Origin of the sequence: Nocardioides sp. (assembly GCF_041600255.1) — a bacterium.
Taxonomy (GTDB): Bacteria; Actinomycetota; Actinomycetes; order Propionibacteriales; family Nocardioidaceae; genus Nocardioides.
On the sequence record NZ_JBFIKK010000106.1, the window covers coordinates 1 to 11,672 of the forward strand.

The 11,672-nt window shown below is 70.7% G+C and carries 11 protein-coding genes; 6 read left to right on the forward strand and 5 right to left on the reverse strand.

Annotation, left to right across the window (positions count from 1 at the left end):
- Nucleotides 1-742, forward strand: a 742-nt coding sequence (locus ABZE72_RS12535; protein ID WP_372729370.1) for a DNA methyltransferase, incomplete at its 5' end; no start/stop codon positions are given.
- A 7-nt stretch (nt 743-749) separates the two neighbouring features.
- On the opposite strand, the gene ABZE72_RS12540 is transcribed toward ABZE72_RS12535, so the two are convergent.
- Entirely contained in the window at nt 750-2,147 is a 1,398-nt protein-coding gene (locus ABZE72_RS12540; RefSeq protein ID WP_372729371.1) for a wax ester/triacylglycerol synthase family O-acyltransferase, read from the reverse strand.
- 213 nt (nt 2,148-2,360) lie between these two features.
- Between ABZE72_RS12540 and ABZE72_RS12545 the strand changes: the two genes are divergently transcribed.
- The 4 genes from ABZE72_RS12545 (at nt 2,361) to ABZE72_RS12560 (ending at nt 6,147) form a co-directional block, all read left to right on the forward strand.
- Nucleotides 2,361-3,011 (forward strand): HNH endonuclease family protein, encoded by a 651-nt coding sequence (locus ABZE72_RS12545; protein ID WP_372729372.1) that lies wholly within the window; start codon nt 2,361-2,363, stop codon nt 3,009-3,011.
- Between the two features lie 151 nt (nt 3,012-3,162).
- Nucleotides 3,163-3,498, forward strand: coding sequence for a hypothetical protein (locus tag ABZE72_RS12550; RefSeq protein WP_372729373.1), 336 nt, complete (start codon nt 3,163-3,165; stop codon nt 3,496-3,498).
- Nucleotides 3,499-3,562: 64 nt separating this feature from the next.
- On the forward strand, nt 3,563-4,663 hold the full coding sequence (locus ABZE72_RS12555) for an aromatic acid exporter family protein (protein WP_372729374.1): 1,101 nt from the start codon (nt 3,563-3,565) through the stop codon (nt 4,661-4,663).
- Between the two features lie 89 nt (nt 4,664-4,752).
- A complete protein-coding gene (locus ABZE72_RS12560) occupies nt 4,753-6,147 on the forward strand; it encodes a threonine/serine exporter ThrE family protein (RefSeq protein WP_372729375.1) in 1,395 nt (464 codons plus the stop codon).
- Between the two features lie 3 nt (nt 6,148-6,150).
- Here the strand turns inward: ABZE72_RS12560 and ABZE72_RS12565 are convergent, their stop codons facing one another.
- The 3 genes from ABZE72_RS12565 to ABZE72_RS12575 are packed head-to-tail and all read right to left on the reverse strand — an operon-like array spanning nt 6,151 to nt 9,160.
- Nucleotides 6,151-6,708 (reverse strand): DUF402 domain-containing protein, encoded by a 558-nt coding sequence (locus tag ABZE72_RS12565; RefSeq protein ID WP_372729376.1) that lies wholly within the window; start codon nt 6,706-6,708, stop codon nt 6,151-6,153.
- 44 nt (nt 6,709-6,752) lie between these two features.
- Nucleotides 6,753-7,595, reverse strand: a complete 843-nt coding sequence (locus ABZE72_RS12570; protein WP_372729377.1) for an SDR family NAD(P)-dependent oxidoreductase — start codon at nt 7,593-7,595, stop codon at nt 6,753-6,755.
- Nucleotides 7,592-9,160: a flavin-containing monooxygenase gene (locus ABZE72_RS12575; protein ID WP_372729378.1), complete on the reverse strand. Its 1,569-nt coding sequence runs from the start codon at nt 9,158-9,160 to the stop codon at nt 7,592-7,594. The genes ABZE72_RS12570 and ABZE72_RS12575 overlap by 4 nt, the downstream gene beginning before the upstream one ends.
- Nucleotides 9,161-9,208: 48 nt before the next feature.
- On the opposite strand from ABZE72_RS12575, the gene ABZE72_RS12580 reads away from it, so the two are divergent.
- On the forward strand, nt 9,209-9,811 hold the full coding sequence (locus ABZE72_RS12580; protein ID WP_372729379.1) for a TetR/AcrR family transcriptional regulator: 603 nt from the start codon (nt 9,209-9,211) through the stop codon (nt 9,809-9,811).
- A gap of 55 nt (nt 9,812-9,866) precedes the next feature.
- Here ABZE72_RS12580 and rocD read toward each other — a convergent pair whose 3' ends face one another.
- Entirely contained in the window at nt 9,867-11,084 is a 1,218-nt protein-coding gene (gene rocD / locus ABZE72_RS12585; RefSeq protein ID WP_372729380.1) for an ornithine--oxo-acid transaminase, read from the reverse strand.
- Between the last annotated feature and the right edge of the window lie 588 nt (nt 11,085-11,672).

An 11,672-nucleotide genomic window follows, 5' to 3' on the forward strand; every position in this document is an offset into this window, starting at 1 on the left:
CAGCGTCCTCGACGCCACCAGCACCGAGACGGTCAACGAGGCCGACTTCCCGCAGACCGACCCGGACGGCCGTCGCTTCCGACACCTCCCGCTGCGCAACACGAACAAGAAGTTCAACCCGACCACCGCACGGACCCTGCACTTCACGCTGTGGGGAGACCCGGTTACCGGGCAGGTCCGCACCACTCCCTTCGAGGGCGCCCAGGAGATCGGCCCCGTCTTCGGGGACGGGCGACCCGCGGTATGGCGGTGGAGCCGACCGCTGATCGACGAGCGCCCCGCCGACCTGGTCTGCCGGGTCGTCAAGGGTCGGCTGGGGGAGCGGGTCGACGTCTTCCAGAAGGACTGGCTGCACGTCGACCGCCGCAAGAAGCTGCGCACGATCTGGTTGGCCGAGGAGATCGGCTCCACCGACACCGCGGTCGCCGAGCTCAAGGAGATCCTCGGCCACGTCTTCGAGTCACCGAAGCCCACCGGCCTGGTCCGACGGATCCTCTCCACGATGCCCGACGACGCCCGCGTGCTCGACTTCTTCGCCGGCAGCGGCACCACCGGGCACGCGGTGGCGCTGCAGAACGCCGCCGACGGCGGCACTCGGCACTGCGTCTCGGTGAACGTCGCCGAGCCGACCCGCGTCGGCTCCAACGCGCAGCTCGCGGGCTACGCGACGGTCGCCGACATCACCCGGGCCCGGCTCCGGGCGGTCGCCGCGCACGTCGGCGGCGGTCTGGTCGAGGCCTGAGCCCGGCTCAGAGACCGGCGGCCTTCTCCAGCGCCGCCACCTCGTCGTCGAGGTGGCTGAGCAGTCGCTGCAGGTGCGGCACCGTACGCCGGCAGCCGGTCAGCCCGAACGCCATCTTCCCGTCGTACGACGTGCAGGTGATGTTCAGCGCCATCCCGTTGATCGGGATGGAGAGCGGGTAGGTGCCGGTCAGCTTGGCGCCGTTCCAGTAGTGCGTGGTCTTGGGACCGGGCACGTTGGAGATGATCAGGTTGTACGGCGGCCGAACGATCCCCTGCATCCGCAGGATCGGCGCGAGGATCGCCGGGGCCTGGCCCAGCGCACTCATCGCCATGATCTGCACCGGCGTCATCGAGGAGAGCGCTTCCTTGCCGTCCTTCATCGAACGGTGGATCTTGCGCAGCCGGTCGGCGGGGTCGTGCAGGTCCGTGGCGAGCTGCACCATCACCGAGCCGACCGCGTTGCCGCCGTCGGCCGACGCCAGCTGGGACTGCTTGGCGTTCAGCCCGACGGGCACCATCGCGACCAGCGGTGCCTCGGGGAGGGCGTCGAGCTCGAGCAGGTAGGTCCGCATCGCGCCCGCGCACATGGCGAGGACGACGTCGTTCAGCGTGGTGCCGGTGACCTTGCCGATCGCCCGCAGGCGCTCGATCGGCCAGTCCTGGGCGGCGAACCGACGCGAGCCGGTGATCGACTGGTTGAGGATCGTGCGGGGAGCGTAGAGCGACAGCGCGGAGGTCTCGTTGCGCAGGCCCTTGCTGATCGTCTTGACCAGGGCGCCCGGCATCCCGGCCGCCTCGGCGGTGATGCCGAGTGCGCTGCGCAGCGCGGCGGTGGGGATCTCCGCCAGCGAGCGGTCGGAGGACTTGTCGGTGGCCGGGCGTTGGGCCCGGTAGCCCCAGGGCGCCGGCATGTTGCGCTTGTCCGGGTCGGTGGTCAGCACGCTCTGCAGCAGACGCATCGCGGAGACGCCGTCGACCAGGGCGTGGTGGGTCTTGGTGTACATCGCGACCCGGCCGTCGCGCAGGCCCTCGATGATGTGGGCCTCCCACAGCGGCCGCTCCCAGGCCAGCCGGGTGCCGTGCAGGCGCGAGCAGAGCTCGAGCAGCTCACGGATCCGACCCGGCTTGGGCAGGGCGCTGTGGCGCACGTGGTGCTCGATGTCGAACGCCTCGTCCGGCTGCCAGACCAGTTGGCCGGCGGTGCCGAGGGAGCGGTGCGGATGCTTGAGGAAGAGCGGGGAGATCTCCTCGACGTCGCGCATCGCCTCGTACATCTCGCGGGTGTAGTTGCGTCCGGCGCCTTCGGGCTTCTCGAAGAGTTGGAGACCTCCGACGTGCATGGGCATGTTCCGGTTCTCGGCCAGGAGGAATGCCGCTGCGGTGGGGTCGATCGGAGAGACCACGAGATGCCTTTCGTCGGAGGGCCGATGATCCCCTGTGGGCGGCGGTCGCCACAAGTGGCATCCGCCGAGTGACCGCGAGGTGACGGTCCCGGGCACCACTCGGGTCGGGCTCGTGAAGTGTCGCAGGAGGCCCTTGCGCTCGGGGCACCGGTGGCGCAACGCTCGCATCCCACCACGGCTGCGCCTGTGCGGCGCCATCTCTCGGGAGTTCTCGTGCCACGTCGTCTCCTCCTGCTCCTGCTCGGGGTCCTCATCAGCGGCGGCTTCGTCGCGGTTCCGGCCGCAGCCCACGCCGACAGCTACTCGGCCCCGTTCACCCAGGCCATCTCGGACCTGCCGGTGGCCGCCGAGGTGCGCACCGGCTACTCCCGCTCGCTCTTCCCGCACTGGATCGACGCCGACGGTGACGGCTGCAACACCCGCTACGAGGTCCTCATCGCCGAGGCCGACGACCCGGTGAGCGTGGGCAGCGGGTGCTCGCTCACCGGAGGTCGCTGGTTCTCGTACTACGACCGGATCTCCTGGACCGACCCCGGCCGGATTGACATCGACCACATGGTCCCGTTGGCCGAGGCCTGGGACTCCGGTGCCCGGACCTGGTCGACGGCCACCCGGCAGGCCTACGCCAACGACCTGGGCGACTACCGCTCGCTGGTCGGGGTGACCGACTCGGTCAACCAGTCCAAGGGCGACAAGGACCCGAACCAGTGGATGCCGACCTATGACAAGTGCCGCTACCTGCGCGAGTGGGTGGCCGTGAAGCACCGCTGGCTGTTGACGGTGGACAGCGCCGAGAAGAGCGCACTGGCCTCGTTGTCCTCGGGGTGCTCCGACACCACCATCACGGTCACGCTCGCGCGCTGAACGGCGCCCGGCGGCCCCGTTGTCTGCACAGCGGCCGTCGGGCCGTCGCATCTCCCCAGGCAACGGTCGTGGGCCCGGGACGGTCGCCGGGCGCTCCTAGCGTTCGTGGCGCACCGGATCTCGCCGGTGCTCCACTCATCTCGGAGGCATCATGACCGTTCGGACCAGCGTCGCCACCACGACCGTCGCCCTGCTCGTCGCCGGGCTCGGGGCCCTGACCACCAGCGCCACCGGGTCGACGCCCCGGAGCCACCCGCCCGCACCCGACACGATCGTGGACGTCACCGGCGACCGCGACAACGGCTTCGGCATCCACCACTACGACGGCTCGAAGCTCTGGCCGCCCACCTGGTCGGAGTCACGCGCCGAGTGCGGCGAGTACGACACCCGGGTGGCGCGCGTGCGGTGCCGCACGGGCGTGCGGGTCTGGTTCCGCGACCTGGAGGACCTGCAGCAGGCGCTGGCCTGGGCCCGTCACCAGGACTGAACTGCGGGCGGTGATGCCCCGGCGGCGACCGGTCAGGACTGCTCGGCTCTGGCAGGATCCGACCATGGAGACCCGCCCGCTCGACCGGATGTTCAGCCGGGGCCGGACCTCTGCCCGGTTCCGGGTGGCCCGGCTGCGGTCGAAGAGCTGGCAGATCGGTCAGTGCGCGCTCGCCGCCGGGGTCGCCTGGTACCTCGCTTCCGACGTGTTCGGACACCAGACGCCGTTCTTCGCCCCGATCGCGGCAGTGGTGAGCCTCGGTACGTCGTACGGCCAGCGGCTCCGCCGGGTCGTCGAGGTGACGCTCGGTGTGGCCATCGGCGTGCTGCTGGCGGACCTGATCGTGGCCCAGGTCGGCACCGGCGCCTGGCAGCTCACCCTGATCGTCGCGCTGGCCATGTCGACGGCCTTCCTGCTGGACGGCGGCCAGCTGTTCGTGACCCAGGCGGCCGTCCAGTCGATCGTGGTCAGCACCCTGCTCCCCGACCCGTCGCAGGGGCTGACGCGCTGGACCGACGCGCTGATCGGGGGAGCGGTCGCCCTGGTCGCGGCCACCGTGGTGCCGGCGGCGCCGCTGCGTCGACCGCGGGAGCAGGCGGCGGTCGTGATGCGCAAGATCGCCACCCTGCTGCGGGCGGCCGGAGAGGTCATGGTCGACGGCGAGGTGGACCAGGCCCTCGAGCTGCTCGCCGACGCCCGCTCGACCGACTACCTGATCCGTGAGCTGCAGGACGCGGCCGCCGAGGGGCTCTCGGTGGTGGCCTCCTCGCCGTTCCGGATCCGGCACAAGGGCAACCTCCGGCGGATGGTCGAACTGGTCGACCCCCTGGATCGTGCCCTGCGCAGCACCCGGGTGCTGGTCCGACAGACGGCGGTCGCGGCGTACCACCGGCGGCCGGTGCCGAACTCCTACTCCCAGCTGGCGATCGACCTCGCCGAGGCGGTCGACCTGGCCGCCGAGGAGCTCGCTGCCGACCGGATGGCCGTGGCGGCACGCTCCGCCCTCCTGGCGGTCGGCAACGCCACCGGCCAGGTCGAACGGACCGAGCTGCTCACCGCCGAGGTGGTCCTGGCCCAGCTGCGTTCGGTCGTGGTCGACCTGCTGATGCTCACCGGCCTCGACCAGATCGAGTCGACCGACGCCCTGCCGCCACCACCTCGCTGAACGCCCTGTCGGCACGGCGCCGCCAGTGTGACCAAGCCCATCCGGCGAAGAATCGGAGCCGGTCGCCCAGCGCTGGCAGCATGGAGCCCATGCTGGAGGCCCGCGCACTGAATCTCACCCTGGACTTCTGTCTGCGGGTCGGAGAGCTGCTGCTCTCCTCCGGCGCAGGCGCCGCGGACGTCACCGCCACCATGCAGTCGGTCGCCTGGCACCTCGGCGTCCGGCACCCCGACATCGACGTCACCTTCACCTCGTTGTCGATGACCTACCAGCCCGACCCCGAGGACCCGCCGCTCATCCAGATCCGCCAGGTCAAGCAGCGCGAGATCGACTACGAGGACCTCACCCTGGTCGACCACCTCGTGCGGGACGTGATCGCCGACCGGGTCGACCTGGTGGAGGCGCGCAGCCGCCTCGCCCGGATCGTCTCCTCGGGCCACAGCACGCCCCGGTGGGCCATCTCGTTGGGCTGGGGCATCATGTGCGCCGGCATCGGCATCCTGCTCGGTGGTGGGCCCACCGTCGTGGCGCTGGCGTTCATCGCCTCGGTCATCATCGACCGGATGCAGATGGCGATGGCACGCCGGCGCCTCCCGTTCTTCTACCAGCAGGTCGCTGGCGGTGCGATCGCCACGATCATCGCGGTGGCAGCCGCGGGCGTCGGCCTGGTCGGCAACCCGTCGCTCGTGGTGACCGCCAACATCGTCATGCTCCTGGCGGGCATCGGTTTCATGGGCGCCCTGCAGGACGCCCTGTCCGGCTTCTACGTGACCGCCGGTGCCCGACTCACCGAGGCGCTGCTCGCCACCGCCGGCATCATCGGCGGCGTCTCGGGTGGTCTCGCGCTCGCCGACGTGACCGGTGTCGACGTGGGCCGGATCGCGCCCCGCTCCGGTGGCTGGGAGGACTTCACCACGCTGGCAGTCGGGGCCGGGATCGCGGCGGCGGCGTTCGCCTTCTCCTCCTACGCGCCCGCGCGGATCATCGCGCCGATCGGGCTGATCGCCGCGGGGGCGATCCTGGTCTCGCAGTCCTTCGTGGTCGAGGGGCTGGGCCGGTTCTGGCCGACCGCGATCGCCGCCTTCCTCGTCGGTCTGATCAGCTACACGGTGGCCGGCCGCTTCCAGGTGCCACCGCTGGTCGTGGTGGTCTCGGCCGTCGTACCGATGCTCCCGGGTCTCTCCATCTACCGAGGGCTCTCCCTGATGGCCGAGGGCGGCTCCGGCACCTCGAACGGCCTGCTCGCCATGGTCACCGCTGCCTCCATCGCGACGGCGCTGTCCTCGGGCGTCATCCTCGGGGAGTACGTCGCCCAGCCGCTCAAGCGGGAGGCCCAGAAGCTCGAGAGCCGGCTGGCCGGTCCTCGACTGGTCGGGCCACTGCGGGTGCGGACCAGCCGCCGGCGGCGCCGTGCCGAGAAGGCCGGTGCCCAGTCGGAGGGCTCGTCCGACCAGCACACGACGGAGCAGGCCGCGACCTCCTAGGGCTCAGGCGCGCAGGTGGGCGACCCGGGCCAACCACTCCCGCGCCGACCCGTCGAACGGGCCGGACGAGGTGGTGAGCGCCGCGTGCACGAGGGAGCAGGCCGTCAGCGCTGCGGCGATCACCTCGTCGGGATAGCCGAAGCGGACCCGGTGGTCGGCGAACTCGTCCTCGTCGTCGACCCAGACCCGGCCGGTGACGCCACGGATCACGTCGAGGTCCAGGTCGGTCGCTCGCAGCACGGCTCCGGCCCAGTGCGCGGGCGAGGTGATGTCGACGTACACGTCGACCGGGCTGCCCAGGCGCTCCCAGGAGTGCCCGCCGGCGCCGTGGAAGGTCGCCACCCAGCCGCGCTGCTCGAGGGTCTCGGCCGGTGCGAGGGTGACCTGGTCGACCTGGGCGACGTACGACGCCCCGGGCCGGGTCATCGGGGTTCCTGCCGGCACCCCGATCCAGTCGCCGTGCTGGTCGGAGCCCAGCAGGACGGCGTCGTACTCCCAGTGCGGACGCTCGCCCCACTTGGTCATCTCGACGCGCACGGCGTCACCGGGGGCCGGAGTCACGCGACCTTCCTACACGGTCCGGGGGGCGAATCCGACCAGGTGGGTCAGACGATCTTCACCTTCGCCGGGATGATCCGCTTCGCGCCCATCGCGATCAGATCCTGGTAGCGCGAGCCGGTCAGCTTGGCCAGGTGGTGCAGGGCATGCGCGTCGAGACCAACCAGCACCCGGGCCTTGTTGTGCAGGATCCCCTTGACGATGACCTCGGCGGCGCGGGTGGGCGTCATCTTCGCGAGCTTCTCGTCGAAGAGCCTGGCGGTCGCCTCCTTGTCCTCGACCGAGGAGACCCGGCAGTTGCGGGCGATGGCGGTCTTGATCCCGCCGGGGTGCACCGACGTGACGCCGACCGGGTGGCTGCCGATCAGCATCTCCTCGCGCAGCGCCTCGGTCATCCCGCGGACGGCGAACTTGGTGGCGTTGTAGGCACTCTGGCCGGGCATCGCGATCAGCCCGAAGAGCGAGGAGAGGTTGACGACGTGGCCGTCGCCGGAGGCGATCAGGTGCGGCAGGAACTCCTTGGTGCCGTGCACGACGCCCCAGAAGTTGATCCCGACGACCCAGTCCATGTCCTCGTAGGTGACGTCGGCGAAGTCCGCGGCCAGCGCGACGCCGGCGTTGTTGATCACCACGTTGACCCGGCCGAAGTGCTCGGCGACCTCGGCGGCGTACGTCGTGAAGGCTGCCCGGTCGGCCACGTCGAGGCGGGCGCTGTGCACCCGGGTGGCACCCGCGGCCTCGGCCTGCGCGACGGTCGCGGCCAGGCCGACCTCGTCGACGTCGGAGAGCGCGAGCAGCGAGCCGCGGGCGGCGAGGTTCAGCGCGAGGGCGCGACCGATGCCGGAGCCGGCGCCGGTGATCACGACGACCTTGTCGTGGAGGGTCTTCATGCGGTCACGTCCTGTCGGTCGGCGGTGGGCTCTCCCGTGGGCTGTCCCGCGGGTCGTCCCGTGGCTGCGGCACGGCGGGCCTGCACGTCGTACGCCGCCTGGTCGAAGTCGGAGAGCAGCGAGCGGAACGTGAACGTGGTGCGCGGCCAGAGCACGGTGTTGCGACCGTGCTCGTCGAGGTACCAACTGGAGCAGCCGCCGGAGTTCCAGACCGTGCGGCCCATCCGTCGCTGCAGGTCGTCGTTCCAGGTGCGGGTCGCCTCGGGGGTGGGCTCGACGGCGGCGAGACCCTGGTGCCTCATCGTGCGCAGCGCGGCCCGGAGGTACTCCACCTGGGACTCGATGATGAAGACCATGCTCGAGTGCCCGAGCCCGGTGTTGGGGCCGACGATCATGAACAGGTTCGGGAAGTTCGGGACCGTGGTGCCCTTGTAGGCGGCCATCCCGCTCTCGCGCCAGGTCTCGGCCAGGGTCCGGCCGGTGCGACCCGTGATGTGCTCGGTGATCGGCAGCTCGGTGGTGAAGAAGCCGGTCGCCACGACCAGCACGTCGATCGGGCGCTCGACGCCGTCGGCGGTGACGATCGCATCGGCGGTGACCTTCGCGATGGGGTCGGTGACGACCTCGACGTTCTCGGAACTGAGCGCGGGGTAGTAGGTGTTGGAGATCAGGATGCGCTTGCACCCGATCTCGAAGGTCGGGGTCAGCTTGGCGCGCAGCTGCGGGTCCGGGACGCCCTTGGCCAGGTTGCGCAACGCGAGCTGCTTGGCCGGCCAGGCCAGCTTGGGCTGCAGCGTGAAGCCGGGGACGTAGGTCTCGCGGCCCCAGTAGATCGCCTGGCGGTAGAGCTTCTGCAGGCCGGGCACGTGCCGCAGGGCCAGCTTCTCGAGACGCGAGTACGTCCGGTCGTTGCGCGGCAGCACGTACGGCGCGGTGCGCTGGTAGACGTCGAGGCGGCCCGCGACCTTCTGCACCTCGGGCACGATCTGGATCGCCGAGGCGCCGGTGCCGATGATCGCGACCCGCTTGCCGGTCAGGTCGACGTCGTGGTTCCAGCGGGCGGAGTGGAAGAGCTCGCCGCCGAACTCCTCGATCCCCTCGATCTGGGGCAGCTTGGGCTCGGAGAGGCCGCCGGCGCCGAGGACCAGCGTGGTCGAGGTGATCCGGTGCGGGCCTTCGGGGCCGGTCACGTCGATCTCCCAGTGCTGGGCCTCGTCGTCCCAGCGCGCCGACTCCAGGGCGGTGTGGAAGGCGAAGCGGTCCAGGGTGCCGGACTCCTCGGCCGTCCGGCGGATGTAGGCCTGGATCTCGGGCTGCGGCGAGAACGACATCGACCAGTCCGGGTTGGGCGCGAACGAGAACGAGTAGAGCTGGCTCGGTACGTCGCAGGCGGCGCCCGGGTAGGTGTTGTCGCGCCACGTGCCGCCGACGTCGGCGCCCTTCTCGATCACCAGGAAGTCCGTCTCGCCGTCCTCCTGCAGGCGGATCGCGGTGCACAGGCCGGCGAACCCGGCGCCGACCACCAGGTGCTGGACCGAGGTGGGCAGGGGAGTGGCAAGAGTCATGGGCCGACGGTATTGGCGTTATTGAACGGTTGTCAATAAGATCGTCTCGTGACGACTGACACGGGCCGGGTGCGGCTGACCCCCGACGAGCGGCGATCGCAGCTGCTCGACCTCGGCGTACGCCTGCTGGCGACGCGGTCGATCGACGAGCTCTCCATCGACCTGCTGGCCGAGGAGGCCGGCATCTCGCGCGGGCTGCTCTACCACTACTTCGGCAACAAGCATGCCTTCCACGAGGCCGTCGTACGACGGGCGGCCGACGACCTGATCGAGAAGACCGCGCCGCCGGCCGAGGGGGAGCCGCTCGAGCGGTTGCTGACCTCGATGACGGCCTACGTGGACTACGTGGTCGCCAACCACCAGGGCTACCTGTCGCTGGTGCGCGGGGCAGCCGGCGGCAACGAGACGATCCGCAAGATCTACGACGAGGCGCACGCCGCGCTGACCGACCGGGTCTTCCGCGAGGACGCCCAGGGGCAGATCATCGCCGACACCCCGGCCACCCGGCTGCTGGTGCGGGCCTGGGCCGCGATGGCCGAGGAGTTCGTGCTGAGCTGGGCCGTCGAGCCCGAGGCGATGACCCGTGACGAGCTGCTCGCGGTGGTCACCGGCGCCCTGCCGGCGCTGGTCGAGCTGCTGCCGGAGAAATGAGCAGGAGCCCGGGTCGTCGACCCGGGCTCCTGTTCGGTGATCAGGCGATGCTGCGTCAGCCGAGCACGGCCTCGAGCTGGTCGAGACCCCAGAGCAGGTCGGCCTCGTCGATGACGAGCGGCGGCGCGAGCCGGATCGTGGAGCCGTGGGTGTCCTTGGCCAGGACGCCGCGCGCCATCAGTGCCTCACAGATCGCGCGGCCGGTGCCGATGGCCGGGTCGATGTCCAGGCCGGCCCACAGGCCGCGGACGCGGACGCCGACCAGGCCCTTGCCGACCAGCGCCTCGAGGCGGTCACGCAGGACCTTCTCCAGTCGGGCTGCCCGGTCCTGGTACTCGCCGGTGGCGAGCATGCCGACCACCTCGGTGGCGACCGCGCAGGCGAGCGGGTTGCCGCCGAAGGTGGAGCCGTGCTGGCCGGGCTGCAGCACGCCGAGGACGTCGCGGTCGGCGACCACGGCCGAGATCGGGACGATCCCGCCGCCGAGCGCCTTGCCCAGGATGTACAGGTCGGGGACGACGCCCTCGTGGTCGCAGGCGAAGGTCTTGCCGGTGCGGCCGAGGCCGGACTGGATCTCGTCGGCGGCGAAGAGGACGTTCTCGCGGGTGCAGATCTCGCGCACCCCACGCAGGTAGCCCTCCGGCGGGATGACGACGCCACCCTCACCCTGGATCGGCTCGATCAGGACGGCGACGGTGTTGTCGTCGATGGCAGCCTCGAGGGCGGCCAGGTCGCCGTACGCCACCCGGGTGAAGCCGGGCGCGAACGGGCCGAAGCCGTCGCGGGCGTCGGAGTCGTCGGAGAAGCCGACGATGGTGGTGGTGCGGCCGTGGAAGTTGCCGGCCGCGACGACGATGTTGGCCTGGTCGGCCGGGACGCCCTTGACGTCGTAGCCCCACTTGCGGGAGACCTTGATCGCGGTCTCGACGGCCTCGGCGCCGGTGTTCATCGGCAGCACGAGCTCCTTGCCGCACAGGTCGCCCAGGGCGGCGCAGAAGTCACCGAACTGGTCGTGCACGAAGGCGCGGCTGGTCAGCGTGACCTTGTCGAGCTGCTCGTGGGCGGCGCGGAGGAGGGCGGGGTGGCCGTGGCCGAAGTTGAGGGCCGAGTAGCCGGCGAGGAGGTCGAGGTAGCGCTTGCCGTCGACATCGGTCATCCAGGCACCCTCGGCGTGGGAGACGACGACGGGCAGCGGGTGGTAGTTGTGCGCCGTCCGCTCCTCGGCCTGCGCAACGAATCCGGGGGTGCGGTTCTCGGTCAAGGGTGCCGTCATGGCTCGCCTCCTTCGCTCGGGGAGAATTGTCTGACAATCTTGGGTCAAGCGTAACTGTCGATGCCTGATCCGGCCGAATCACAGTGATTTCTTGTCCGGAGGGTGCAGGTTCATCACGGTATGCAGCCGAACCTGCGGTTCCCATGGTGTGCAGAGCATGGGAAGCGCGGGTTGGGCATGGGAACCCAGGTTTCGCGCGCGACTGGGCCGGCGCGACGGCTGCACTGAGCGTCGGGAGGTGGCTGGTCATGCGTTCCGTGCGCCTGTTCGGGCGCTGATCGTGTGGGTTCATCACGGTATGCAGCCGAACCTGCGGTTCCCATGGTGTGCAGAGCATGGGAAGCGCGGGTTGAGCATGGGAACCCAGATTTCGTGCGCGACCCAGGCGTCACACCTGCACCACGACTCGGTCGACTCACCCCGACCCTCGTGTGACCGTCGCCCCTCCCGCCCGGGTCCACGGACCCTGTCCCCGCGCCTGCCCCGGCGCCAGGATCGAGACGTGGACACCCTCGTTGAACTGACTGCGGCCGAGTGCCGGGACCTGCTCACCACCGACACCGTCGGCCGCGTCGGCTTCGTGACACC

Coding starts and splice junctions, on each gene's coding strand:
- ABZE72_RS12550 (WP_372729373.1), top strand. CDS start 3,163: ATGACCGTTCGGACCAGCGTCGCCACCACGACCGTCGCCCTGCTCGTC.
- ABZE72_RS12555 (WP_372729374.1), top strand. CDS start 3,563: ATGGAGACCCGCCCGCTCGACCGGATGTTCAGCCGGGGCCGGACCTCT.
- ABZE72_RS12560 (WP_372729375.1), top strand. CDS start 4,753: ATGCTGGAGGCCCGCGCACTGAATCTCACCCTGGACTTCTGTCTGCGG.
- ABZE72_RS12570 (WP_372729377.1), bottom strand. CDS start 7,595: ATGAAGACCCTCCACGACAAGGTCGTCGTGATCACCGGCGCCGGCTCC.
- ABZE72_RS12575 (WP_372729378.1), bottom strand. CDS start 9,160: ATGACTCTTGCCACTCCCCTGCCCACCTCGGTCCAGCACCTGGTGGTC.
- rocD (WP_372729380.1), bottom strand. CDS start 11,084: ATGACGGCACCCTTGACCGAGAACCGCACCCCCGGATTCGTTGCGCAG.